The sequence below is a fragment of the Skermanella stibiiresistens SB22 genome (genome assembly GCF_000576635.1).
Lineage (GTDB): Bacteria > Pseudomonadota > Alphaproteobacteria > Azospirillales > Azospirillaceae > Skermanella > Skermanella stibiiresistens.
This window is the reverse complement of sequence record NZ_AVFL01000003.1, coordinates 42,292-65,298: the sequence shown is the minus strand read 5'-3', so window position 1 is coordinate 65,298 and position 23,007 is coordinate 42,292. Positions and strand designations below refer to the sequence as shown.

The 23,007-nt window shown below is 67.2% G+C and carries 25 protein-coding genes and 1 pseudogene; 13 read left to right on the top strand and 13 right to left on the bottom strand.

The window, feature by feature from the left end; genetic code table 11:
• Positions 1-75: 75 nt before the first annotated feature.
• From N825_RS05450 to N825_RS05420, 7 genes are all read left to right on the top strand, one after another.
• The gene (locus tag N825_RS05450; RefSeq protein ID WP_245613017.1) at positions 76-1,095 is read left to right on the top strand and encodes a DUF808 domain-containing protein; all 1,020 of its coding nucleotides are present in this window, start codon (positions 76-78) and stop codon (positions 1,093-1,095) included.
• A gap of 345 nt (positions 1,096-1,440) precedes the next feature.
• A complete protein-coding gene (locus N825_RS05445) occupies positions 1,441-2,418 on the top strand; it encodes a CobW family GTP-binding protein (RefSeq protein WP_037448076.1) in 978 nt (325 codons plus the stop codon).
• 58 nt (positions 2,419-2,476) lie between these two features.
• Positions 2,477-2,989, top strand: coding sequence for a DUF1097 domain-containing protein (locus tag N825_RS05440; protein WP_037448073.1), 513 nt, complete (start codon positions 2,477-2,479; stop codon positions 2,987-2,989).
• Between the two features lie 53 nt (positions 2,990-3,042).
• Positions 3,043-3,792 carry a nitrile hydratase subunit beta gene (gene nthB / locus N825_RS05435; RefSeq protein ID WP_037448071.1) on the top strand — a complete coding sequence of 250 codons (750 nt, stop codon included), beginning with the start codon at positions 3,043-3,045 and terminating at the stop codon, positions 3,790-3,792.
• A gap of 38 nt (positions 3,793-3,830) precedes the next feature.
• Positions 3,831-4,451 carry a nitrile hydratase subunit alpha gene (nthA, locus tag N825_RS05430; protein WP_037448069.1) on the top strand — a complete coding sequence of 207 codons (621 nt, stop codon included), beginning with the start codon at positions 3,831-3,833 and terminating at the stop codon, positions 4,449-4,451.
• 24 nt (positions 4,452-4,475) lie between these two features.
• Positions 4,476-4,817, top strand: a complete 342-nt coding sequence (locus N825_RS05425; protein ID WP_037448067.1) for a nitrile hydratase accessory protein — start codon at positions 4,476-4,478, stop codon at positions 4,815-4,817.
• A gap of 179 nt (positions 4,818-4,996) precedes the next feature.
• Positions 4,997-5,959: a GlxA family transcriptional regulator gene (locus tag N825_RS05420; RefSeq protein ID WP_037448066.1), complete on the top strand. Its 963-nt coding sequence runs from the start codon at positions 4,997-4,999 to the stop codon at positions 5,957-5,959.
• A 12-nt stretch (positions 5,960-5,971) separates the two neighbouring features.
• Here N825_RS05420 and N825_RS05415 read toward each other — a convergent pair whose 3' ends face one another.
• The 7 genes from N825_RS05415 to N825_RS05380 form a co-directional block, all read right to left on the bottom strand.
• Positions 5,972-6,730 (bottom strand): DeoR/GlpR family DNA-binding transcription regulator, encoded by a 759-nt coding sequence (locus N825_RS05415; protein WP_037448062.1) that lies wholly within the window; start codon positions 6,728-6,730, stop codon positions 5,972-5,974.
• Positions 6,731-6,751: 21 nt separating this feature from the next.
• Positions 6,752-7,756: a 4-hydroxythreonine-4-phosphate dehydrogenase PdxA gene (gene pdxA / locus N825_RS05410; RefSeq protein WP_037448058.1), complete on the bottom strand. Its 1,005-nt coding sequence runs from the start codon at positions 7,754-7,756 to the stop codon at positions 6,752-6,754.
• Positions 7,753-8,997 (bottom strand): four-carbon acid sugar kinase family protein, encoded by a 1,245-nt coding sequence (locus N825_RS05405; RefSeq protein WP_037448056.1) that lies wholly within the window; start codon positions 8,995-8,997, stop codon positions 7,753-7,755. The genes pdxA and N825_RS05405 overlap by 4 nt, the downstream gene beginning before the upstream one ends.
• 1 nt (position 8,998) lies before the next feature.
• Positions 8,999-10,027, bottom strand: coding sequence for a 2-keto-3-deoxygluconate permease (locus N825_RS05400; RefSeq protein WP_037448626.1), 1,029 nt, complete (start codon positions 10,025-10,027; stop codon positions 8,999-9,001).
• A 543-nt stretch (positions 10,028-10,570) separates the two neighbouring features.
• Positions 10,571-11,185 carry an alpha-ketoglutarate-dependent dioxygenase AlkB gene (locus N825_RS05390; RefSeq protein ID WP_037448050.1) on the bottom strand — a complete coding sequence of 205 codons (615 nt, stop codon included), beginning with the start codon at positions 11,183-11,185 and terminating at the stop codon, positions 10,571-10,573.
• A 138-nt stretch (positions 11,186-11,323) separates the two neighbouring features.
• Positions 11,324-11,734: a type II toxin-antitoxin system VapC family toxin gene (locus N825_RS05385; RefSeq protein ID WP_245613016.1), complete on the bottom strand. Its 411-nt coding sequence runs from the start codon at positions 11,732-11,734 to the stop codon at positions 11,324-11,326.
• Positions 11,731-11,964 (bottom strand): antitoxin, encoded by a 234-nt coding sequence (locus N825_RS05380; protein ID WP_037448621.1) that lies wholly within the window; start codon positions 11,962-11,964, stop codon positions 11,731-11,733. The genes N825_RS05385 and N825_RS05380 overlap by 4 nt, the downstream gene beginning before the upstream one ends.
• 78 nt (positions 11,965-12,042) lie before the next feature.
• On the opposite strand from N825_RS05380, the pseudogene N825_RS05375 reads away from it, so the two are divergent.
• The 3 genes and pseudogenes from N825_RS05375 to N825_RS05365 form a co-directional block, all read left to right on the top strand.
• Positions 12,043-12,213, top strand: a pseudogene (locus N825_RS05375) (transposase); the annotation flags it as partial.
• Positions 12,214-12,613: 400 nt separating this feature from the next.
• Complete coding sequence (locus N825_RS38700) at positions 12,614-13,018, top strand: hypothetical protein (protein ID WP_157618995.1); 405 nt, start codon at positions 12,614-12,616, stop codon at positions 13,016-13,018.
• Positions 13,015-13,800, top strand: a complete 786-nt coding sequence (locus tag N825_RS05365) for a terminase small subunit (RefSeq protein ID WP_037448044.1) — start codon at positions 13,015-13,017, stop codon at positions 13,798-13,800. The genes N825_RS38700 and N825_RS05365 overlap by 4 nt, the downstream gene beginning before the upstream one ends.
• A gap of 54 nt (positions 13,801-13,854) precedes the next feature.
• Here N825_RS05365 and N825_RS05360 read toward each other — a convergent pair whose 3' ends face one another.
• Positions 13,855-14,352, bottom strand: a complete 498-nt coding sequence (locus N825_RS05360; protein WP_245613015.1) for a DoxX family protein — start codon at positions 14,350-14,352, stop codon at positions 13,855-13,857.
• Between the two features lie 182 nt (positions 14,353-14,534).
• Between N825_RS05360 and N825_RS05355 the strand changes: the two genes are divergently transcribed.
• Complete coding sequence (locus N825_RS05355) at positions 14,535-15,503, top strand: 5'-methylthioadenosine/S-adenosylhomocysteine nucleosidase (protein WP_084164378.1); 969 nt, start codon at positions 14,535-14,537, stop codon at positions 15,501-15,503.
• Positions 15,504-15,539: 36 nt separating this feature from the next.
• Here N825_RS05355 and N825_RS05350 read toward each other — a convergent pair whose 3' ends face one another.
• From N825_RS05350 to N825_RS05330, 5 genes are all read right to left on the bottom strand, one after another.
• The gene (locus tag N825_RS05350; protein ID WP_084164376.1) at positions 15,540-16,016 is read right to left on the bottom strand and encodes a cupin domain-containing protein; all 477 of its coding nucleotides are present in this window, start codon (positions 16,014-16,016) and stop codon (positions 15,540-15,542) included.
• Between the two features lie 247 nt (positions 16,017-16,263).
• Positions 16,264-17,469, bottom strand: coding sequence for a CaiB/BaiF CoA transferase family protein (locus N825_RS05345; protein WP_037448041.1), 1,206 nt, complete (start codon positions 17,467-17,469; stop codon positions 16,264-16,266).
• A 9-nt stretch (positions 17,470-17,478) separates the two neighbouring features.
• The gene (locus N825_RS05340; RefSeq protein WP_037448038.1) at positions 17,479-18,291 is read right to left on the bottom strand and encodes a CoA-transferase subunit beta; all 813 of its coding nucleotides are present in this window, start codon (positions 18,289-18,291) and stop codon (positions 17,479-17,481) included.
• Between the two features lie 10 nt (positions 18,292-18,301).
• Complete coding sequence (locus tag N825_RS05335) at positions 18,302-19,189, bottom strand: CoA transferase subunit A (RefSeq protein WP_051511584.1); 888 nt, start codon at positions 19,187-19,189, stop codon at positions 18,302-18,304.
• Between the two features lie 12 nt (positions 19,190-19,201).
• Positions 19,202-20,308, bottom strand: a complete 1,107-nt coding sequence (locus N825_RS05330) for a LacI family DNA-binding transcriptional regulator (RefSeq protein WP_198038189.1) — start codon at positions 20,306-20,308, stop codon at positions 19,202-19,204.
• Positions 20,309-20,457: 149 nt separating this feature from the next.
• Here N825_RS05330 and N825_RS05325 point away from each other — a divergent pair, with 149 nt between their 5' ends.
• Both N825_RS05325 and N825_RS05320 read left to right on the top strand, forming a co-directional pair.
• Positions 20,458-21,972 carry a sugar ABC transporter ATP-binding protein gene (locus N825_RS05325; protein ID WP_037448037.1) on the top strand — a complete coding sequence of 505 codons (1,515 nt, stop codon included), beginning with the start codon at positions 20,458-20,460 and terminating at the stop codon, positions 21,970-21,972.
• Entirely contained in the window at positions 21,969-22,985 is a 1,017-nt protein-coding gene (locus N825_RS05320; protein WP_051511581.1) for an ABC transporter permease, read from the top strand. Before N825_RS05325 ends, N825_RS05320 begins: the two co-directional genes overlap by 4 nt.
• Positions 22,986-23,007 lie beyond the last annotated feature (22 nt).

The following is a 23,007-nucleotide window of genomic DNA, read 5'->3' as shown; positions in this document are numbered from 1 at the left end:
TGTTGTGACCAAGCCGCGAGACCGGCGAGGGAAATACAAAGACATGACCATGGGAATGCCGCCTTGAGTACAGGATTGATCGCACTCCTAGACGACGTCGTCGGACTGGCGAAAGTCGCCGCGGCCTCGCTCGATGATGCCGCCGCGCAGGCGTCCCGCGCGGGCGTCAAGGCCGCCGGCATCGTGGTGGACGACGCGGCGGTGACGCCGCGCTACGTCGTGGGCTTCGCCGCCAACCGCGAACTGCCGATCGTGGCCCGAATCGCGGTCGGCTCCATCAAGAACAAGCTGCTCTACCTGCTGCCGGCGGCCCTGGTGCTGAGTCTGGTCGCCCCCTGGCTGATCACCCCGCTGCTGATGCTGGGAGGTGCCTTCCTGTGCTACGAGGGGGCCGAGAAGATACTCGAAGCCATCCGGCCGCACGGATCGGGCCATGGCGACGCCAAGACGCCGGTCGCCGGCACCCCGGCGGAACTGGAGGAACAGCGGGTCAAGGGCGCGATCCAGACCGACCTGATCCTGTCCGCCGAGATCATGGCGATCACCTTGTCCACCGTCGCGGAAACCACCTCGTCGTACTGGATGCAGGCTTTCGTGCTGGCCATCGTCGGCATCGGCATCACCGTGGTGGTCTACGGATCGGTGGCGCTGATCGTCAAGGCGGACGATGTCGGCCTGTCGCTGGCCAATAACGACAGCCCGGCCTCCAGTCTGCTCGGCCTGCGCGGCGGCGACTTCCCCGCCACCGGCGCCGATCGCGGCCTCCGCTCGGTGACCAAGGCGATAGGCCGCGGCCTCGTGATCGGCATGCCCTATTTCCTCAAGGCCCTGGCGATCGTCGGCACCGCCGCGATGCTCTGGGTCGGCGGCGGCATCATCATCCACGGTCTGGAAGAGTTCGGCCTATCCGCCATCGGACACTTCGTCCACGACATCGCGGAAGCCGTCGGCAGCGCCATCTCCGCGATCTCGGGTCTGTTAACCTGGTTCGTCGGCGCCGCCGCGTCCGGCCTGTTCGGGCTGGTGATCGGCGCCCTGATCATCCCCCTGGTCCACGGCGTCGCCATGCCGGCCCTGGCGAAGCTGCGGGCGTAACGCGGCGTCGCGTGGCTCCACATCCAGCGCGCCTTGAAAAGGCTCGCTGATCACGGGGAGCCACGGTTCCGCCATGGCCGAAATTGACCGCCTGTTTGTCCGAAACAGTCGCCTGCAATGTATTGAAGAACGTGTTTCGATGCGGTGCAATATACAGGCTGGTACGCATAAATAAAAACCGACGCGGGTTCAAAAACAACGCGCGGCGAATTCAACAAACTCCAAAACTCCGCTGACCCCGCCACGGCGGGACCAGTCCGCGTGGCATCGCCGCGTGATATCGATTATTCGCCGATCGGGGTAATCCCCCACCCCAAGAAATGAACCGCCTGTCGGAGGTGCGCCATGGTGCCAATTCCAGTAACCGTGCTGACCGGGTTCCTCGGCGCCGGCAAGACGACCCTGCTCAACCGCGTCCTGTCCGAGCGGGGCGGGGCCAACACCGCGGTCATCGTCAATGAATACGGCGAGTTGGGGATCGATGGCCAACTGGTCACCGAGACCGCCGAGGCGGTGGTCGAACTGAACAATGGCTGCCTGTGCTGCGCCGTGCGCGGCGACCTGATCGAGACGCTGGGCGCCCTGGTCGCGGATGGCCGGCGCTTCGACCGCGTCATCATCGAGACCAGCGGCCTCGCCGATCCGGCGCCGGTCATCCAGTCCTTCATCCTCGACGACACGCTGCGCGCCAGCTTCGCGCTCGACGCCATCGTGACGGTTGTCGACGCCCGGCACCTGTCGCTTCAGATCGAGCACGACGAGGCGCGGGAGCAGATCGCCTTCGCCGATGTCATCCTGTTGAACAAGACCGACCTGGAACCACCCGACAGCCTAGACGCGGCCGAGCGGCGGATCCGCCTGCTCAATCCGCTGTCCCGCATCCACCGGACCCGCGACTGCGCGGTCCCGCTCGCCAGTGTGCTGGATATCCGGGCGTTCGACCTCAAGAACCTGCTGCGCCTGGACCCCGACCTACTGGGCGACCACGAACACGAGCACGCCGAGGATATCGGCTGCGTCGCCATCCAGTTCGACGGGGCGATCTCCGCCGACGCCGTCAACCGCTGGCTCAATCGGCTGATGCAGGATCGGGGGCGCGACCTGCTGCGGCTCAAGGGCATCCTGCATATCGAGGGCGAAAGCCGCCGCTTCGTCTTCCACGGCGTCCACATGACCCTGGATGGCCGCCCCGGCCGGCCGTGGCTGGCCGGCGAGGAGCGGACCAACCAAGTCGTGCTGATCGGCCGCGACCTCGACGCCGAGGTTCTCCGCGCGGGCTTCACCTCCTGTCTCGCCGAAGCCGCGCTCCACGCCGCGGAGTGACGGTTTCCGCCAATCCCAACCCCAATCCAAGGCCCAATCCCAGACCCAGGAGAGCCGCATGCCACCCCGCACCGCCGCCATGATCAGCCTCGGAGTCCTCGGCGCCATCGACACCTACCTCACGGCGACCCTCCTGCCGGTGCCCGTCTGGGTCACCTTCATCGCCTGGGCCAGCTTCTTCGCCTGCGGCGGTGGCACGCAAGGCTTCGTCAAGTCGGTCGCGTCCAACTTCACCGGCATCGCCATCGCCTCGCTGACGCTGCTGGCGATCCATGTCGGCCCGGCCGCCCCCTTGTTCGCCGCGATCTGCGTCGGTCTCGGGACGTCGGCGATGATCGCCGCGACCGCCGTCCCGCTGCTGTCGTTCCCGCCCGCCATCGTGTTCGGCTTCGCCTCGACCGTCGGGACCATGGCCGCCACCGGCACGTCGATGGCGACCTCGGGCGTCGGCCATCCGACCCTCGTCGCCGCCGTCGCGATGCTGGTCGGCGCCTGCTTCGGCTTCGTGTCGGAGAAGGGCACCGCCCTGCTCACCGGCGGGACCAACGCCACCCGCTCGGCGGCGGTCTGATCCGCCACCGCCCGTCGACCCAGCACCTCCTCCCCCCGCGAAGGACCCAGCCGATGAAACTTCAGCATTATCTAGGCGGCCTCGAAGACCTCGGCCCCGCGACGTTCGAGAAGCGTGTCTTCGTCGAGGAGTGGGAAAAGGGCATCTTCGGCATCCACACGGCCATGATGGCGCTCAGCCCGCAGCTTCCCCTGCCGGCCACGCCCAGCACTTTCCACACGATCTGGACCTGGGCCGACCTGCGGAAGGGCGCCGAATCCCTCAACCCGTTCGACTACTTCAAATTCCGCTACTACGAGAAGTGGCTGGGCGGAATCTCCGGCTATTTCATCGCCCACGGCTACATCACCGAGGACGAGCTGGACGCCAAGACCGCCGAATACCTCGCGGACCCGGACAAGCCGCTGCCGGCCGGCGGCGACCCCGCGATCGACCAGCGCGTCGAGCAGTATCTGGCCCAGGGCGACTCCCCCAAGAGCGACGCCGGCCCCGCTCCGGTCTTCAACAAGGGCGACACCATCGGCGTCAAGGACGTCCCGACCATCGAGCACACCCGCCTGCCGGGCTATCTGCGCAACCACACCGGCGTGGTCGAAACCGTCTATCCCGGCAACTACGGCTATCTCTGCGACACCGGTCCCGACGGCGCCGGCCCGCCGATGCCGGTGTACTGCGTCGGGTTCGACCCCCAGCAGCTGTGGCCCGGCAACGCCGAAACCAACTTCACCATCTACGCCGACCTCTACGCCGTCTACGTCACGGAGCCGGACGCCGTCCCGGCGCCTGTCGTCAAAGCCGCCTGACCACCACGCGAGCCGCGCCACCGGAGGAAGCCACCGACATGACCAACCGCTTCAACTACCCAACCGACCGCGAGGCCCACAACGCGGCCCGCGCCAAGGCGCTCCAGGCTTTGCTGATCGAGAAGGGCGTCATCACCAGTTCGACCGTCGACACCGTGCTCCAGGTGTTCGAGACCAAGATGGGGCCGTTCAACGGTGCCAAGGTGGTGGCGCGCGCCTGGGTCGACCCTGCCTTCAAGGAGCGCCTGATCACCGACACCACGGCGGCCGTCGCCGAGGTCGATGGCCTGCCCGACGTCATGACCGGCGCCGAGGGCGAGCACATGCGCGCCGTGGCGAACGGTCCCGGCGTCCACAACCTGATCATCTGCACCCTATGCTCCTGCTATCCCTGGCCGGTCCTGGGCCTGCCGCCCTACTGGTACAAGGACCCGACCTTCCGCAGCCGCGCCGCCCGCGAGCCGCGCGCCGTGCTCAAGGAGTTCGGGCTCGACATCCCGACCTCGACCGAGGTCAAGGTCTGGGACAGCAGCGCGCAGATCCGCTGGTTCGTGGTGCCCGAGCGTCCCGACGGCACCGACGGCCTCGGCGAGGAGGAGCTGGCGGCCCTGGTCACGCCGGAATCCATGATGGGCGTCGCCGTGGCGACGGCGGCCTGAGGGCATGAGGATGGGGGAGGGGCCATGCTGACCCAATTCGAACACTTCGCCGTCACCAGCATGATGGGCTCCAGCGACAGCCCGCCGCGCGCCAACGGCACCCTGTGCTTCGCCGAGGACTGGGAGCGGCAGTCCTTCGGTGTCGCCCTCGCTCTGGCCCGCGCCGGTCACTTCGAATGGGAGGATTTCCGCCAGAACCTGATCGCGTCGATCGGCGCCTGGGAGCGCGACGACGACCCCGGCCGCCCGGCCTGGAACTACTACGAGCACTGGCTGACCGCCCTGGAGGCCACCCTCGTGCAAGCCGGCCTCGCGGCACCGGACGACCTCGCCATCGGCGCCAGCGCCAGCGCCGTTTCTGGATAACGCCTTCGAAACAGGCGGCACGAGAGGCCGATCGGACGCTTTGTCGGCATCGCCGCCGCCCCTGGCCCCCGCCGACCGGCTCCGCTCCCCATCGGGGCCGCTGGCACGGGCCTTGCTGATGATCTTGGAGCCATCAGCATTTCCTGTCTCACGCGACCAAGAAGAAATGGGGCCACGCCATGCGGATCGTGATTCTAGCGCCTCCGGGTGTCCAGTCGCTCGATGTGGTGGGGCCGGCCGAGGTGTTCTGGGAAGCGGCCCGCCGCCTCGAGGACCCCGCCGCCTATGACGTCCAAGTCATGGGGACGGAGGAGGGGCCGATCCGCGGCACCGGAAACATCCGTTTCCTGTCGGACCGCACCATCTTCGACGAGGACCAGCCGATCGACACCCTGCTGGTGGCCGGCGATCCCAGCTTTGAGGTGATCGACACCAACGTGACCGCCTGGCTTCGGCGCCGCGTGCCCACCGTCCGCCGTTTCGGCTCGATCTGCACGGGAGTCTTCCTGCTGGCCGGCGCCGGACTGCTCGACGGCCAGCGCGTCACGACCCATTGGGAATGCGCCGACAAGCTGGAGCTGGAATACCCCTCGCTGACCGTGGACGCCGACCAGATCTTCATCCGCGAGGGGGCGCTGTGCACGGCGGCGGGCGTCACCTCCGGGATCGACCTAGCATTGGCGCTGGTCGAGGAGGACCATGGCCGGGAACTGGCGCTGCTGGTCGCCCGCTACATGGTCATGTTCCTCAAGCGGCCGGGCGGGCAGTCGCAATTCAGCGCCCACCTCGCGGCCCAGGTCTCCAGCCTGACCAGCATCCAGAAGATCCAGGAATACGTCCTCGCCAACCTCGCCGCCGACTTGTCGGTCGATGAGCTGGCGGTCCGCGCCGGCATGAGCACGCGCAACTTCTCGCGCGTCTTCCGGCGCGAGGCGAACTCGACGCCCGCCGATTTCGTCGAGGCCGCCCGCCTGGACGAGGCCCGCCGGCTGCTGGTCGACACCACCATGCCGATCCAGCGGATCGCCCATGTCTGCGGCTTCGGCGACGTCAACAGCATGCGCAGGGTCTTCCTCCGCCAGCTCTCGATCGGCCCACTCGACTACCGCAAGCGCTTCCACAGCGCTTGGCTGACAGCGTGATAAGCCACCGGCTCAGGGCTCCGCCACGATGACGCGGGCGCCCGCCGCCTCGAAGGTCCCGATGTCCTCGTCCGTCGCCCGCCAGTCGGTCACCAGCGTCCATCCCCGCGGCAGCGGCGCCCAGGCGGATTGGGTGGAACGCTGGAGCTTGGTGGCGTCGGCCAGCACCACGACCTCGCGAGCCTGCTCCATCATCAGCGACTTCAGCGCCACCTGATCCAGGCTCGCCTCGCACAGCCCGCGCCCCGCCACCACGCCGTCGGCGCTCAGGAACACCTTGTCCGCCGTGATCCTGCGCAGGGCGTCCATCGCCAGCGGCCCGACGGTGCCCATGCTGGTGGCGCGCAGGTCGCCGCCCAGCACCACCAGCTCGATCCCCGGCCCATCCGCCAGCATCGGCGGCAAGGCGAGGTTGTTGGTGATGATCCGGTGCCGGCGCCCTTTCAGCAGGCCGCCGAACGCCGACACCGTCGATCCGGCGTCCAGGATCAGGATGTCGTCCTCGGCGACCAGTTCCAGCGCCGCCCTGGCGATCGCCGCCTTGCTCTCGCCGTTGATCGCCTGGCGCTGGTTGAGGCTCTCCTCGGCGACCGGGTGCGCCAGCATGGCCCCGCCATAGGTGCGCCGCACGGCCTTGGCGCTCGACAGGTGCTGGAGGTCGCGCCGGACGGTCGAGGCGGAGACGCCGAAGCGCCGCGCCAGATCGTCGACATCGACCTCCCCCGTCCGCAGCGTCTCCAGCAGCAGCGCCCGCCGTTCCTTGCCGCGCATCGTCAGGCTTCCTCGCCCATGTCAGGCGGCGCGCTTGGTCTTCGGCGCCAGATCGACCGCCTGGCGCAGCGCCTCGATTAGGCTCCGTTCGTCCGCGATGCCCTTGCCCGCGATGTCGAACGCCGTGCCGTGGTCGACCGAGGTCCGGATCACCGGCAGCCCGACCGTGATGTTAACCCCGGACTCCAGCCCCAGCACCTTGATCGGACCATGGCCCTGGTCATGGTACATCGCCACCACGATGTCATAGTCGCCGCGCCCAGCCAGGAAGAACAGCGTGTCGGCCGGCAGTGGCCCGTGGACGTCCCAACCCTTGGCCTTGCAGGCCTCGACCGCCGGGGTGATCTTCTCCGCCTCCTCGCCATGGCCGAACAACCCGTTCTCGCCGGCATGCGGGTTGATCGCGCAGACGCCGATCTTCGGGTTGGCGACGCCGGCCTTGACCAGCGTGTCGTGCGCCCGGCCGATCACCCGCCCGACCAGCCCCGGCTCGATCTTGGCGATGGCGTCGATCAGCCCGATATGGGTGGTCACGTGGATCACGCGCAGCTTGGGCGACACCAGCATCATCGACACCTCCGGCGTGCCCGTCAGCATCGCCAGCAGCTCGGTGTGGCCGGGATACTTGTGACCGGCGGCGTGCAGCGCCTCCTTGCTCAGCGGTGCCGTGCAGATCGCGTCGGCCTGTCCCGCCTCGACGATCCGGACCGCCCGCTCGATGTAGCGGAACGCGCCCTCGCCTGACACAGCCGAGACCTGGCCGAACGGATGGTCCTTCGGGATCAGCTTCAGGTCGACGCACTGCACCGCGTCCGGCGCGAAGCGCGCCTGAACAGCGTCGTCCAGGCCATCGACCCGCAGCGTCGACCCGACGATGGCGCCGGCGGTCCGCAGGCGCTCGGCGTCGCCGACCACCAGCGCGTCGCACATCTCGCGCACCTCCGGATGGGACAGCGCCTTCATGATGACTTCGGGACCGATGCCGGAGGCATCGCCCATGGTGATCGCGATGGTCGGACGGCTCATGCCAGTATTCCCTTCTGTCCAATGTGTCGCAGGCGCTCGGTGATCCGGGTCAAGCTGCCCCGGTCGCCGAACGCGCCCGCCTTGGTGACCACCGGGAGCGATACCCCGCCGAGCGTCAGGCCCAGCGACACTCCCGGTTCGATCTCATCCACCAGCCGGATGCCATTCACCCCGAAGCTGGCGAGCAGCGCCGCGGCGGTCTCACCCCCGGTCGCGGCCAGACCGCTCATATGGGCGGCGGCCGGCCGCAACGTCTCGCCCAGCGCCGCCACCAGCCGCGGCCCGATCCCAAGATCCGGGTCATCGCCCATGACGATCTCGACCAGCACGTCGCGGCCGGAAGCCAGCCCCTCGGTCACCACCCGCCCGACCGCCGAGCGGTCCGCGCCGGGATCGAGCAACGCCGCCGGCTCCACCGGAACATGCAGCACGCCCGGCAGCGCCGCCAGATCCCGCGCCGCCGCCCGCGAAGCCTCCGCCAACGAACCGACCACGATCAGCGCGCCATGCGCCGTGACCGGCAGCGTGATCGCCTCCGCCCGCTCGCCGGGCGTGGCCGCCGCCAGCGCGTGCGCCAACCCGGCGCTGCCGATGAAGAACACGCCCGGTCCCGCCGGCAGGCTGGCCGCCGCGATGCGGTCCAAATCGTCTTCCGTCACGGCGTCGCAGACCGCCACGACATCACCCTTGGCGGCCAGTGCCGCGAAGGCGGCGCGCAAGCCGGCCTCGCCGCCGCGGATGGTCTCCAGCGATACCGTCTCCCCCACGACCCCGGCGATGGCCAGCACCTCGACCAGATCGGCGCTGGGATAGCTGTGGTCGCGCCCCCAAACCTCCGCCTCCTCCAGCGGAGCGCCGCCGACCAGCACGCGTCCCCCCTCGGTCGTCCTGCCGGTCGCCGGGAAGGCCGGCGCCAGGATGCCGAAGGCCGAACCCGACCACTCCCGCAGCGCGCCGATGCTGGCGGCCGTCTCGGCGGCGGGCTGGCCACGCAGGGTGCTGTCGATCTTCTTGAACAGCACCCGCTCCGCGCCGAGCAACCTTTCCAAAGCCGCCGCTTGCGTCGCCGCCGCCTCCGCCGCGGTCATGCCGCGGCTGTTCGCGTCATACGAGACCACCGGCGAGCCCCCCTCATTGTCGCCCCAACCAACCGTCGAGGCGAGCCCCCGCTTGGCGAAGGCGATGGCGCAGTCGGCCGCACCCGTCAGGTCGTCCGCGACGATCAGCCAGCGGCCCGCCATATCACCGGCTCCCCGGAGAGACGGGGACGAAAGCGGCGTCGGCCTCCGCCTCCTCGGTTCCCTTGTCGCGCTCCTGCGGCTGGCCGAAGACGCGCGCGGTCCAGGCCGTGACCAGCGGCACCAGGATGGCGGTGACGACCACGGTCGCCGCCACCAGGATGGTGGCCGCCGCCGCGGACTCGGCATAGGCCGGGTTGGCGGCCGCCACGATGGCGGGCACCGCCGCCGCGTTGCCGGCGGTCGAGGCGGCCGCCACGCCGGCCACTCCCGTTCCGCCGGTCAGCCGGTCGGCCAGGAACAGCGGGATGCCGGTGACGACCACAACCGCGACGCCGAGCCCCAGGCCGAGCAACCCGGCCTGCCAGATCTTGGAGAGGTCCAGCCCCGTCCCCAGGGCGAAGGCGAAGAACGGGATCATCACCGGAATGGCGCGTTTGAGGAAGTCGCGCATTTCCCGGTCCAGGTTGCCCAGCAGCATGCCGACCATCAGCGGCAGGATGCTGCCGACCAGGGTTTGCCAGGGAAACGCCGAAAGCCCGGCCACGCCCAAGGTCACCATGGTCAGGAACGGCCCCGACTCCAGCGACATGACGGTATAGGCGCCGACATCGCGCGGGCTGCCGTACTGGCCCATCAGCGCCATGTAGAGCCCGCCATTGGTGTCGTTCAGCGAGGCGACCACGGCCAGCGTCGACAGCCCCGCGAAGATCCCTCCGGGGATCGGCGCCTCGCCGAGGAAATGGCCGAAGATGACACCCACCAGCATCGCGATCCCGATCTTGACGGCGAACAGCGTGCCGCCCTTCTTCAGGATATAGGGTGTCGCCTTGAAGTCGATGCTGGCGCCCATGCAGACGTAGAAAACCGCCAGGATCGTCAGGGCGCCGCTGAACAGCGCGCCCGTGAACGAGCCGAAGAACTTGGGCGTGCCGGGGAAGAACGTCGCGATCAACGCCCCAATCAGCAGCGGCACGACCATCATGCCTCCCGGCACCCGCTCGATCGCCCGCTTGATCGGAATCTGCCTCATCATTTCCTCCCTGCGTGTTTCGCGCAAAATAACGTCTTCAATGACGCGAAGCACGCGTAATGAACCTGAGCATAGCCTTGAAACTGCGCGTTCGAAGCAATCATGTCAACGACACCTGCGCGAAATACGCAAAATTTCCCCAGTGCCCACCAGGACCACCTCCATCGGCATCACACGAGGCGGTATCGCGCGTGTCCGCACCGCGTCCAGGCACGGCTCCACCCTCTCCGAAACCGGCGGGATCCCCGTCGCGTACAAGTTCACGGACGTGCCGGGCCAAGTCCCGGCTCTTCCAAGGATGTGGCCCCGCAAGTGCCACCTCATGGTCTCCCACCCATCCATACGCCAAATCCGGGACTTGCCCCCACGGGCGCCCACCTAGGATGTCGCACACGCGCATCGCGGGTTTTTCCCACTCTATTTTCGTCATGACCGGACTTGATCCGGTCATCTCCCCGCCAAGGCCACCGTGACGGCCTCAACCTGAACTCCGCATATCACCCGTTCACGATCCGAAGCGCGACCCCGACGAAACTTCCCGCTTCATCCCGGCGACGCCCCGCTGGGGATGATGGTGCGGAAGGTCAGCGAGACCCGCCGGGAACGCGGAACCCTCACCCCGGAAACCATATCGGACTTGCGCGCTGGAATCCCATGCGTCCACTCGTACCGAGCCGGTCCGGACAAGCACAGGAGGCTCCCCGGTCGGAGGATCATCTCATGGCACTCGTCGGTCACCGTATGGCGAAAGCTCATCGCGACGCCGCCGCCAAGGCTGATGATGGCTATGCTGGGTCCAAAGCAGGGGATGCAATCGACATGGGGAGCTATCCCCTGGCCCGGCGGATACTCGTTGATGATGACCTGATCGGGAGGCTGATCGAACACGCCCTCCCTGAACAAGCGCCGGCCCAAGTCGGCCAGCCAATCGGGCAACGGCCCGAGATGGTCGGAAACCGATACCGATCGTGCCCGATAGTCATAACGATACCCGAAGTGCCGAACACGCCGTTTGAGATCGTGCGACCAACTCCCGCCATCGACCCTCCCCAGCAGCGCGACTGCGGCGGCCCCCTCCGTCCAGCCGTCAAGATAGGCGAGGCCGGGGACCGGCGGGCAAGCCGGAACGGGCTCAAACCCGAACAGATCACCCGTCATGGCGGACGATCCCGGCTCTGGAAATCCGGGGACGGCGTGTCGAGTGTCTGGTCAAGGCATAGCAATCAGAGTTCGCATCGACATGCCCGTGTGTTGGGAAGCCCGCTGGAGAGAGTGGCATCGCGGGAGATCATGGGCCTACAGCCAATTCTCGACCGTCAAATCCGCGATCCAACGGAACTCCCGAATTCCGGCCGTCACCAGTGTCATCCCCAGCGCGCGCGCAGGGGCGGCGATCAGCGGATCGTTTCCACCAATAAGTTGACCGTCCAATTCCAAGTCACATCTGATCCTGCCATAGGCGATTTCCGCCGGAACATCGAACGGCAGCACCGGTATGATGTCGAGGACATCGTCAACCCGCTGGAGCAGTCTGGCCGATGCCTTCCTGGCACATCCATATCGCGGTTCTCCCGCGACGATGATGCTGGTGCGGATAGCCTCATCGCCAACCGCCAGCAAACGCTGAGCGACCTTACCTCGTAGATTTTTGATGAGATCGGATATGATGTTCGTTTCGAGCCTGTGGAGTGGAATGGCGGCCGTCAAAACACATCCTCGGGTTCGACGGGTTCGTCCACGAATTCTGGAATGTCCTCATCCAGCGGTTCCCATGTGGCGAGTAGATCGGCAAGCCGGCGCTTGGCCACTGGCTCGATCACCAGCCTATCGCCTTCACGGCGCAGGATGACTTCATCGCCGGGGAGCTCGAACTCCACTGGTATCCGAACCGCTTGATTTCCACCATATCGGAACAGCCTCACATGCCGCGAACCCATCCGCATCGCTCGCCCCTCAAGGCTTAGAGCGCCTAACAAAACCTTGATGGACGGGTTGCTTGGGCCTACCTGAGGGGCATGGCGAAACCCCTTGTCAGCGATGAGCTGTGGGCGGTGGTGGCGCCGCTGTTGCCGTCACGTCCGCCCCGTCCGAAAGGCGGTCGGCCGCCGGTCGATGACCGGGCGGCGCTGACCGGCATCCTGTTCGTGTTGAGGAGCGGCATTCCGTGGGAGATGCTGCCCCGGGAGTATAATGCCCCCCTAGACTGAGACACGAATATAAGGGACAGTTCTCATAGAGGAAAAGGGGTCAGTAGAGGAAAAGGGGTCAGAGTGAATTATTGACCAACCCTCCCGCTCCTTGCCATCGTCCTCTCCTGAACACGGAGATTGCCGCCACGCCGCGCTCCACTCGCCTCATTCTGCCACGCCAGACGCACCACATCGTGTAGCGGGGGCAACAACCGGCAGGCGGTGTTCTTCGGCGATGACGACCGGCTGGCTTTCCTGAAGGGGATGGGCGAGGCGGTGGCTGCCGAAGGCCGGGTTGCGAGTGGGGAGAGGATTAGAGTAATTTAATCACTCTGACCCCTTTCTTCCGCCTCATCCCCTCGTCGTGTCGCTTCCTCCGAGACGCGGATCATCATCCATGTGCGAAATCCAGTACCGCTGCCCCTTCGCGGCACCAGCATCACCCGCGACATCCCCGTACCCATACCCACCGGCGCCCCCACACGCCCACCTCCAACCGCCGCCGCACCGGCGCACGCTGGGCAAGCTCCTGGTGATCTGGGGCGTGTTCCTGCCGCTGATCGGTCTGCCCTACAGCCTGACCGGCCTCTATCCCGCCCTCTATCCCGCCCTCCCGGTGCTGAACGTCGCCCTCTCGATCGACGGCTTGGCCCTTGGCACGCTGGTGATGTCCCACCACGACATGATCGCCGGATCGCTCGCCCTGACCGGCCTGGGGATATCGTTCTTGATCTTGCCTCCGCCGTTAGAATGGGATATTTTTCCATTGTCAGTCCTATTTCCCGGAAGGCACCCGCCATGAAGACCCCAGCCGCCGCCGAAACGGCCTCCACCCGCCCGGTGCTGACCACGCGCCAGGAAGACTTCTGCGAGGCGATGTCGTTCAATGTCGGCGCGGCGGAGGCGGCGAGGCGGGCTGGGTACTCGGCCAATGGCGCCAAGCAGCGCGGGGCCTTCCTGATGAGCCAGCCAGAAATCCGCCTCCGCATTGACGAAATCCGCGCCGAACGCCGCGCCCAGCACCAAGCCCATTTGGACGAGGCGGACGAGCAGGTCGGCTGGGTCATCGAGGACGCTTTCCAGAGCAAGCGCCCGGCCTTGGCTCTCCGCGCCATCGAATTCCGCCTGAAGCTGCGCGGCGTCATCCAGGACAAACGGATCGCCCAGCATTATTCCGGCGCGCACGACACCCAGCCACACCCCGACGCCGACTTGGAGAACCTCCCCGGTGATCCGGACGAGGACTTTGATCCCATCCGCTTCCGCCCCGACTATGTCGCCGCGACCGCCAAGCTCGCCGCCGTTAAACTCGCCGCCGCGCAGGATGCGCAGGATGACCCCGACCCCGGTTTGATGACCTTTGATGACCTTCCCGGGGTTTTTACAGGGGCACCGGCTCCAGCCCCCGCCGAAGTTCCGGCCCAAGCGGAAGCCCAAACCGCGGCCCCGAAGCCATCCGCCAAGTCCAAGCCGGACTGGCGGATGACCCAAGATGACCTTTCCCGTGAAATCGAGAAGATCATCGCCGACTTCACGGCGCTTCTGGAGCCTGCGGGATTCCAGCCCATCGCCGCCTCCCGCTAGGGCGCGGCCCCGGCCCCAAGCGCCCCAACCTTCCCGAAGCGTCCCGCCGAACCCCTACAGGTACCGGCTGTTCTCCCGGCGCCACCGGAAACCGTCGATGCTGATGCGGCCGGGGCCCGCCGCCGCGAAGGCCAGCAACCCGCCGATGATCGCGAGGTTCTTCATGAACTGCGTCTGCTGCGCCGCCATCTGCTCGGCCGGCACCGCCCAGTACCGGTGCGCGATGGCCGTGGCGACCACGGTGAAGAGGGCGACCAGCAGGGCCGCCAGCCAAGTCCAGGCGCCCAGGATGATCGCGAGCCCGCCGAAGAACTCGATGGCCGCACCCAGCGGTGCTGTGAACGACGCGGCGGGCACGCCCGCGGCCTCCATGCCGGCGGTGAAGCCCGACAGGTTCATCAGCTTTCCAAACCCGCTCATCACGAAGATGGCGCCGATCGCCACGCGCCCGATCAGCAGCAACCCGTCCTGCCAGCCGGCCGTCATCCTGTCGCCGGTCAGTTCGACCTCGGCCCTCGGCAACGCCGACATCGTCTCGTCATATCTCGCCATACCCGCCCCCACGTCTTGTTTGACCCACCCGATTCAAACCCCGGATGAAGATGCCGGACACTCCAACAGAGTGGAGCCGCATCGTCAACAAGGCGAACCGCGCCCCGGCGATCCGGACTTGAGGGGCTGGCGTGCCTCATTTACCATTTTCAACCTTGAAGTCTAATCGGGAGCCATCCGGCATGCAGTTCCAAGACACCCCACCGGCCCCCCGCGCGCCGGGCCGGTTCCCCGCGGCGCTCGCCCGACTGGCCGGACTGGTGGCGATGGCGCTGGTCCTGATCGGGCAGGCGGCCCCGGCGGCCGCCGCCACCGGCCCCCTCGACACCGTCCACCGCTCCGCCATCATCTCGGCGTTCCAGCCGGAATGGCTCGCCTTGCGCGCCAGCCTGGAGGGCCGCGAGGAGCATGTCGTCAACGGCACCGTCTTCATGACCGGCACGATCGAGCGGAAGCCGGTCGTCCTGTTCCTCAGCGGCGTCAGCATGGTCAACGCCGCGATGACGACCCAGATGGCGCTCGACCGCTTCACCATCGACCGGATCGTGTTCTCCGGCATCGCCGGCGGTGTCGATCCCGAGCTGAGGATCGGCGACGTCATCGTGCCGGCGGCGTGGAGCCAATACCTGGAAGCCGTCTTCGCCCGCGAGGTGCCGGGCGGCTATCAACTGCCGCCCTTCGCCGAGCGCGGCACCAACCATGGCATGATCTTTCCCCAGCCGGTCCAGATCGCCAAGGCGGGGGGCAAGCCCGAGGAGAAGGTCTGGTTCCAGGCCGACGCCCGGTTGCTCGACATCGCCAGGACCGCCGCCGCCACCACGGTGCTGGCGCGCTGCACGGCAGACGGCAAATGCCTCAACCGCCAGCCCAAGGTCGTGGTCGGCGGCAACGGCGTCTCGGGTCAGGCCTTCGTCGACAACAAGGCGTTCCGGGAATATGTCGGCGAGGCGTTCAAAGCGTCTGTCCTCGACATGGAAAGCGCCGCCGTGGCCCATGTCGCCCACGTCAACGGCACGCCCTTCGTCGCCTTCCGCAGCCTGTCCGATCTGGCCGGGGGCGGCGACGGCGAGAACGAGATGGTCACCTTCTTCCAACTGGCGTCCGACAACTCCGCCGCCCTGGTCAAGGCGTTCCTCAAGGCGATGCCCTGAGGGTGGGGCCGTGACGGTGGGGCACGCGCCGGATGGCTACGCGTCCCGCTCCGGGTCGTACATCACCACGCTCTCCCGCTCGTTGGGATCGTTCCGGGCGACGATCGCGCGGGCGGGTTCGGTGGCGCTCAGGTTCCTCGGCTGATGCGGCACGAAGGGCGGGATGAACAGGAATTCCCCGGCGGTGTTGACGACGGACTGGCGCAGCCCGTCGCCGTACAGCGTCTCCACGGTGCCTTCGAGCAGGAAGATCGCCGTCTCGTAGCCGTCGTGGTAATGCGCCTCGGCTTGGCCGCCGGGCGGTATGACGACGATGTTCATGCACAGGCCCGTGGACCCCGCCGTGGCGCCCGAGATGCCCAGGAAGTTCGGTAACCCCTGCCGCGTCAGGATCTCCCGATCGGGACGGACGGTGACCACGGAACCCTTGACGCCATCGCGCCCCGGCTCGGCCTTCGCTGGCTCGGCCTTCGCTGGCTCGGTCTCGGCTGGCGTGGACAGTGGCGTGGACATGAGGCACCCCCTCGTGAACTGCCCGCCAGCCTACCGCGTTCCCGGCCCCGTGTCACTCCGGCGCTTGTCACCTCGCCTCCGTCACCCCACGCCGCCCTGGTCGGAATTGTTCCAGCGCCCGTCGATCCGGGCCCGCTGGCGGAACAGCGAGGCGTCCTTGAGGTCGAGCGAAAGAGGAGGACTCCTGCCGCGGTCAGCGCGCGGCGACTGGCTGAATCGTTTTAGGGCTTGGAGGACGGAGACGGGATCACAGGGTGCCGGAGCGCCGCAGCGTCTCGACATCGCCGGCCGTCATGCCGAGCCACTGCTCCAGCACCTCGGCGGTGTGCTCGCCCAGGGTCGGGGCCGCGCGCCGGATCGTGCTGGGGGTGACGTTCAGCCGGACCGGCAGTCCCTGCATCGGCACCGTGCCGGCGGTCGCGTGCTCGACATCGACGATATGTCCCGACTCCCGCATGTACGGGTTGGCGACCACGTCCGGCAAGGTCGCGATCTTGGCCACCGGCAATTCGGCTTGGCGCAGCAAGGCGACGACCTCGTCCGCCGGCTTGCCGGCGATCCACTCCGACACGATCGCCTCGATCTCGGGGATGTGGGCCATGCGCGCGGCGTGGTTGGCGAAACGCGGGTCCTCCAGCAGCTCCGGCCGGTTCATGATGCGGGTCAGACGCGGGAAATGGGCGTCGTTGCCGGCCACCATGTGGAGCCACGCGCCGTCGGCGGCCTGGAAGGTCTGCGCCGGGGCGGAGTAGCGGTCGCGGTTGCCCATTCGGGTCATCGACTGACCCAGCAGCAGCTGTTCCGGGATCGCCGTCACCAGCAGCGAGGTGGCGCTGCCCATCAGGCTGGCGTCGACCAACTGGCCCTCTCCCGTCCGGTTGCGGTGTTCCAAGGCCGCCAGGATGCCGATGGTGGCGTAGAGCGCCGTGGAGTAGTCGACCACGAAGGTGCCGGCGGTGGTCGGCGGACCGTCGGGATCGCCGGTGATCTCCATCAGCCCGGAACTGGCCTGGGCGATCACGTCGAAGCAGGGTTCGCCCGCCATCGGTCCGGTCTGGCCATAGCCGGAGATGCGGGCCATGATCAGCCTCGGGTTGATCCGGCGCAGGTCGTCCCAGCCGCAGCCCATCTTCTCCATGGTGCCGGGCCGGAAGTTCTCGATCAGGATGTCGGCCTGCTTGACCAACTCGCGCAGCGTCTCCTGGGCCTTCGGGTCGCGGAAGTTCAGGGTGATGCCGCGCTTGTTGCGGTTGAACACCATGAAATAAAGGCTCTCGCCCGCGACCTGCGGCGCCAGGGTCCTGGTGTCGTCGCCGAAGCGGGGCCGCTCGACCTTGACCACGTCGGCGCCCAGGTCGCCCAGCGTCATGCCGCATTGGGGGCCGGCGATGAAACGCGACAGGTCGAGCACCTTGAGCCCGTGCAGGGGGCCCTTCCTCACTGGATCAGCCATGTCGCAACCTCAAACGCGCAGCAGGACGCGGTTCGGATCGATCACCTGACGGATCAATTCCAACTCGCGGGCATTGGGGGAGGGGGTGGTCGGAACCTCGTCTGGCACCACCGGCCGGAACCCCATGTTGTCGAAGACTTCCTCCAACCCGACGCCGGGATGGAGCGAGCGCAGCCGCATCGCCTTGGTGTCGGGCGCGAAGTCGAAGATCGCCTTGTCCGTCACCACGATGTGCGGACCGCCTTCCGACAGGCCGACGTCGCGCCGCGACGTGCCGCCCCGCAGGTGGCCGACGCTGGTGATGAAATCGACCTTCTCGACGAAGACGCGGCGGTCCAGGTCGACCACCACGATCGGGCGCGGCACGAAGGCGAAGTGCTCCGGCTGGGCCAGGCAGCCGACCAGCCGCACCTTGGGCTTCCGGTAGTCGCCGATCGCGGTGATGTTCAGGTTGCCGAAGCGGTCGACCTGCGCCCCGCTGTCGAAGCAGACGTCGAAGGCGCGCCTGGCCAGCATGTCGCATTTGACGCCGGTGTCGGACGGGCACGCGGCGGCTTGCCAGCGGGTGAAGCTGTCCTGCCTCAGATCGGCCGGCATGCTGGACAGATCCGGCTCCAGCAGGTTGCCCCAATAGACCGACGCCGCCGGGGCGTGCGTCATCTGGGCCAGCCGCACCGCCGTCAGGGGGATGCCGACCGCCAGGGTGAAGGCGCGGCCATTGGTGCCGACACCGACGAAGGCGAGATCGCCGTCGCGGATCTCGCGGGAGATGAGGGCGGTCACCAGCTCGTTGGTCGTAAAATCGATTTTATTTTCTGGCATGACAAGGCTCTCAGGGCTGGACGTCGAGAGTGCGCAGGGCCGACAAGCCGCCGACCATGGCGATGTAGTCGTCGTGCCCGGCGGGCCGCCGCGCGTATTCGTCGAGATAGGCGTTGGCGCCCTCCGCCGTCTTGCTGCGCGCCAGATAATCCGTCAGGTGCGCGTCGTCCTCGTCGTAGTGGCCGTCGCACGACACGGGATGGGCGCCGTACGGAACCTCGACGATCGCCTCCACCCAATTGCCGGGGATGTAGGTCAGCGTCGGCCGCTTCATGATCTCCTCATGCGGGATGATCTTCTCGACCGTCACGATCAGCCGCTTGGCGGCGCTCGCCATCATCTGGTCGATGTCGTCGCTGTCGCGGACGATCGGCCATTGGACGTTGCCGTACTTGTCGCCGACATAGCCGTGGATGATGGTGAAGTCGGACTTGGCCGCCGCGACCGCCTGGAGCGGTTCGCCGGTATAGGGGCAGGGGAACGGGCGGATCTGCTCGGGATTGTGGCGCGCGATGTCCGAGCCCAGCAGGGTCTTGATCGGCATGAACTCCAGCCCCTGGGTGGTCGCGCGGAATCGAGCCACCATGGCGGTCTCGGAGAAGTCGCGGACCTCGATGGCGCCTTGTTCGACCGCGCGCCGGAAGTTGGGCGCCAGGCCATAGCTGAACATGCCGGTGTAGATGCCCTCGTACCGCCGCAGGGCGCCGGCGGCGGCCAGCATGTCGGTGGCCGTGGTGGCGGCCCAGGTCAGCACCGTCAGGTCGGTGACGCCGCGCCGGATCAGGGACCGCACGGCGGCGTTCGGCTGTCTGCGGAGCAGGCTTCCGCCGATCGTCAGGGTGTTTCCCGACGAGATCGGGGCCAGGGCTTCCTCCAGGTTCTTCAGTTTTTCTTTCACGGTCGCTCACTCTCACTGGTCGGATTTGTTCTTCGCTGTCGCGGATTTCTTGCGTTTCGGCGCGGGCGCCGGCTTGGGCGGTCCGGACGAGCCGCGCACGATCAGCGACGGCTTCAGGACCACCGAGCGGGGGGGATCGACCATCTTCCCCAGGATCCGCTGCAGCAGCAGACGCGCCGCGGCGTCGCCCGTCTCGCGCTTGGGGTGGTTGATGGTCGTCAGGTTCAGCAGCGGATGGGCCGCCAGCTGGATGTTGTCGAAACCGACGACGGAGACGTCGTCGGGTACCCTCAGGCCCAACTCGTGCAGCGCGCCCAGCGCCCCAAGGGCCATCTGGTCGTTGGCCGCGACGATGGCGGTCGGCGGGATCGCGGACGCCATGATCGCCCGGGCGCCGCTGTCGCCGCTCTCCATGTCGTAATCGCCGGGCATGACCAGCGAGGGATCGCTGTCCAGGCCATGGCGCTCGACCGCCTCGGTGTAGGCGGCGAAGCGGTCCAGGGCCGAGTTGGAGGAGGGCAAGCCCTTGATGAAGCCGATCCTGCGGTGTCCCAGCCCGACCAGATAGTCCATCGCCATGCGGACGCCGGCGTGATTGTCGATGCCGACATAGTCGGAGGTGTAGCCGGGAGTTCCCCGATTGACCGTCACCAGCGGCACGTCCGCCGCCTCGACCAGCCGCATGTCGGACGGGCTCAGGACCTGCGACAGGACGATCAGCCCCTCGATGTTCTTGTCCAGCAGCGAACGGACATAGGCGGTCTTCTTGTCGGCCTGGAAATCGGTGTTGCACAGGATCAGGTTCTTCCGCGCCCGCCAGACCACGTCCTCGACGCCGCGCACGACCTCCGGCACGAAGGGGTTGGCGATGTCGCCGACCACCAGCCCGATCGACCAGCTCCGCCCCAGCCGCAACCCGCGCGCGGTGGCCGAGGCGTGATAGCCCATCTCGGCGGCCTTGCGGCGGACCATCTCCCGGGTCGACGCCTTGACGTTCGGCTTGTCCGCCAGCGCGTTCGACACGGTGGCGGGCGATACGCCGCACGCCGCCGCCAGATCCAGGATGGTCGGCCGGGCGGCGCCGTTCGCGGTCGAGCCGGCGTTGGTGTTGGTTGGCATGGAGTCCACCCGTGCTTCCGAGCCGTCGTTTTTATTCGGCATTGTTGGCACCAAAAAATGCTTGCAGGCCGAAGTAAAAACGTTTTAATAGGAGAACACAAGAAAAAACTCACGGCTCAAGCCGGAGAGACAAATGAGGAGGAGAGCGGATGGGCGGACCTATACCCCTGCTTCGGCTCAAAGAAATTTCCAAAAGCTTTCCAGGTGTCAGAGCCCTCGATTCGGTCGATGTGACGGTCGGGGAGGGTGAGGTTGTTGCGCTGATCGGTGAGAACGGCGCCGGCAAATCGACCCTGATGAAGATCCTGAACGGCATTTACCAGCCCGATTCCGGCGAGATCATCCTCAACGGCGAGACGGTTTCGTTCCCGACGCCCCACGCGGCGCTGGAGCGCGGTGTCAGCATGGTTCACCAGGAACCCAAGCTGTGCCTGCCTTTGAGCATTTCCGAAAACGTTTTAATTGGTCATTTGCCTAAGACGCGCCTCGGCACCGTGGACTGGGGGAAAGCGCACGCGATCACCCGCGAACTGCTGCGCCGCGTCGGTCTCCGGCTGGAGCCGAAGACCACCGCCGAACACCTGTCCATCGCCGAGCGGCAGCTGCTCCAGATCGCCAAGGCGCTGGCCTTCAACTCGCGCCTGATCGTGCTGGACGAGCCGACCGCCAGCCTGACACCCGTCGAGGTCGACGTGCTGTTCGGCATCGTCAGGGACCTCCAGGCGTCGGGTGTCAGCTTCATCTACATCTCGCACCATCTGGATGAGATCTTCCAGATCGCCCAGCGCGTCGCCGTGCTCAAGGACGGCCGCAAGGTCGCCGAGGCGACCGTCGCCCACACCAACAAGGCCGAACTCGTCACCCAGATGGTCGGCCGCGATCTCGGCAACCGCTTTCCCGCCAAGGGCAGGGTGCCGGGCGAGCCGATCCTGGAGGTCGAGGGCTTGACCGGGCGCGGTTTCCGCGATGTCTCGTTCATGGTCCGCCGGGGCGAGGTGGTCGGCATCGCCGGTCTGGTCGGCGCCGGCCGGACCGAGCTGGCGCGCGGCATCTACGGCGCCGATCCGGTCCAACGCGGCGCCGTCAAGGTCCACGGCAAGCCCGCCCGCATCCGCCACCCGGCCGACGCCATAGCGCTCGGCATCGCCTACATCGCCGAGGACCGCCGTGACGGGCTGTTCATGCCGCTGGCGGTCAAGGAGAACATCACCTGCGCGGCACCCGAGAAGTTCTCGTCGGGCGGCATGATCCGCGAACGGGCGCGGAACGCCATCGCCAAGGACTACATCGGCGCGCTCAACATCCGCACGCCCAGCGCCGAACAGCCGATCCAGCTGCTCAGCGGCGGCAACCAGCAGAAATGCATCCTGGCGCGCTGGATCGTCAAAGGCGTCGAGCTGATCATCTTCGACGAGCCGACCCGCGGCATCGACGTCGGCGCCAAGAGCGAGATCTACCGGCTGGTCGACCAGCTCGCCCGCGACGGCAAAGCCGTCATCCTGATTTCATCGGAGCTGCCGGAAGTCCTCGGCATGAGCGACCGCGTTCTCGTCATGGAACGGGGCCGGTTGAGCGGCGAGGTCGCGGGCGACGCCGCGACCGAGGAGAGCGTCCTGGCGCTCGCCCTTCCGAGCAACACTCCCGCCCAAGGGGCCTACCCATGACCCAACACATCCAGCCGGCCAAGTCGTCCGGACCTGATCTGGCGCCTTCTTCCAAGATGGGCGCCCAAACGGGCGCCAGCTCGATCAACTGGACGCGATTCCTGGTCCAGTACAGCAACGTGCTGGCGCTGATCGTCATCCTGGTCGTGGCGTCGCTGCTGTCGCCGTACTTCCTGTCGACCCGCAACATCTTCAACGTGCTGCGCGGCGCCACCATGGTCGGCATCGTCGCGATCGGCATGACCTACGTCATCCTGAACCGCGGCATCGACCTGTCGGTCGGTTCGCTGGTCGGGCTGTCGGCGGCGCTGACCGCGTCCTTCGCCGACTACGGTATCGGGATCGCCGCCAGCATCGGCCTGGTTTCCGGCCTCGTCCTGGGGCTCGCCAACGGGTTGATGATCACCAAGCTGCGCCTGCAGCCATTCATCGCCACGCTGGGCATGATGATCTTCGCGCGCGGCCTGGTGTTCGTCTACACCAACGGCAGCAACATCGTGGTCGACAAGCCGACCGACGCCTTCACCTGGCTCGGTTCCGCCTATATCGGACCAGTTCCGGTGCCGGTCGTCGTCTTCGTGCTGATCTGGGCCCTGTGCGCCTTGGTGCTGCGCTACACCGTATTCGGCCGCGAGATCTTCGCGGTGGGCGCCAACGAGGAGGCGGCCCGCCTGTCCGGCATCAACGTGGACCGCAACAAGATCCGCGTCTACTGCATCAGCGGCGTGCTGGCGGCCTTCGCCGGCGTGATCATGGCGAGCCGCCTGACGGTGGGCGAGCCGAACGGCGGCACCCTGTTCGAGCTGGACGCCATCGCCGCGACCCTAATCGGCGGCACCACCTTCGACGGCGGCGTCGGCAGCGTCCACGGCACTGTGCTGGGCGTGTTGATCCTGGCCTTCCTGTCGAACGTCCTCAACCTGCTCAACATCTCCCCCTACTCGCAGATGCTGCTCAAGGGCGTGATCATCGTCCTGGCCGTGGTCGTCAGCGAATGGCGGAAACGCAAATAAAAATCCCAACAAGCTAATAAAC

What these genes read in the sequence shown, in the direction of transcription:
- N825_RS05445 (WP_037448076.1), top strand. Translation starts at nt 1,441, where the DNA reads ATGGTGCCAATTCCAGTAACCGTGCTGACCGGGTTCCTCGGCGCCGGC.
- N825_RS05440 (WP_037448073.1), top strand. Translation starts at nt 2,477, where the DNA reads ATGCCACCCCGCACCGCCGCCATGATCAGCCTCGGAGTCCTCGGCGCC.
- nthB (WP_037448071.1), top strand. Translation starts at nt 3,043, where the DNA reads ATGAAACTTCAGCATTATCTAGGCGGCCTCGAAGACCTCGGCCCCGCG.
- nthA (WP_037448069.1), top strand. Translation starts at nt 3,831, where the DNA reads ATGACCAACCGCTTCAACTACCCAACCGACCGCGAGGCCCACAACGCG.
- N825_RS05425 (WP_037448067.1), top strand. Translation starts at nt 4,476, where the DNA reads ATGCTGACCCAATTCGAACACTTCGCCGTCACCAGCATGATGGGCTCC.
- N825_RS05420 (WP_037448066.1), top strand. Translation starts at nt 4,997, where the DNA reads ATGCGGATCGTGATTCTAGCGCCTCCGGGTGTCCAGTCGCTCGATGTG.
- N825_RS05415 (WP_037448062.1), bottom strand. Translation starts at nt 6,730, where the DNA reads ATGCGCGGCAAGGAACGGCGGGCGCTGCTGCTGGAGACGCTGCGGACG.
- pdxA (WP_037448058.1), bottom strand. Translation starts at nt 7,756, where the DNA reads ATGAGCCGTCCGACCATCGCGATCACCATGGGCGATGCCTCCGGCATC.
- N825_RS05405 (WP_037448056.1), bottom strand. Translation starts at nt 8,997, where the DNA reads ATGGCGGGCCGCTGGCTGATCGTCGCGGACGACCTGACGGGTGCGGCC.
- N825_RS05400 (WP_037448626.1), bottom strand. Translation starts at nt 10,027, where the DNA reads ATGAGGCAGATTCCGATCAAGCGGGCGATCGAGCGGGTGCCGGGAGGC.
- N825_RS05390 (WP_037448050.1), bottom strand. Translation starts at nt 11,185, where the DNA reads ATGACGGGTGATCTGTTCGGGTTTGAGCCCGTTCCGGCTTGCCCGCCG.
- N825_RS05380 (WP_037448621.1), bottom strand. Translation starts at nt 11,964, where the DNA reads ATGGGTTCGCGGCATGTGAGGCTGTTCCGATATGGTGGAAATCAAGCG.
- N825_RS38700 (WP_157618995.1), top strand. Translation starts at nt 12,614, where the DNA reads ATGTGCGAAATCCAGTACCGCTGCCCCTTCGCGGCACCAGCATCACCC.
- N825_RS05365 (WP_037448044.1), top strand. Translation starts at nt 13,015, where the DNA reads ATGAAGACCCCAGCCGCCGCCGAAACGGCCTCCACCCGCCCGGTGCTG.
- N825_RS05360 (WP_245613015.1), bottom strand. Translation starts at nt 14,352, where the DNA reads ATGGCGAGATATGACGAGACGATGTCGGCGTTGCCGAGGGCCGAGGTC.
- N825_RS05355 (WP_084164378.1), top strand. Translation starts at nt 14,535, where the DNA reads ATGCAGTTCCAAGACACCCCACCGGCCCCCCGCGCGCCGGGCCGGTTC.
- N825_RS05350 (WP_084164376.1), bottom strand. Translation starts at nt 16,016, where the DNA reads ATGTCCACGCCACTGTCCACGCCAGCCGAGACCGAGCCAGCGAAGGCC.
- N825_RS05345 (WP_037448041.1), bottom strand. Translation starts at nt 17,469, where the DNA reads ATGGCTGATCCAGTGAGGAAGGGCCCCCTGCACGGGCTCAAGGTGCTC.
- N825_RS05340 (WP_037448038.1), bottom strand. Translation starts at nt 18,291, where the DNA reads ATGCCAGAAAATAAAATCGATTTTACGACCAACGAGCTGGTGACCGCC.
- N825_RS05330 (WP_198038189.1), bottom strand. Translation starts at nt 20,308, where the DNA reads ATGCCAACCAACACCAACGCCGGCTCGACCGCGAACGGCGCCGCCCGG.
- N825_RS05325 (WP_037448037.1), top strand. Translation starts at nt 20,458, where the DNA reads ATGGGCGGACCTATACCCCTGCTTCGGCTCAAAGAAATTTCCAAAAGC.
- N825_RS05320 (WP_051511581.1), top strand. Translation starts at nt 21,969, where the DNA reads ATGACCCAACACATCCAGCCGGCCAAGTCGTCCGGACCTGATCTGGCG.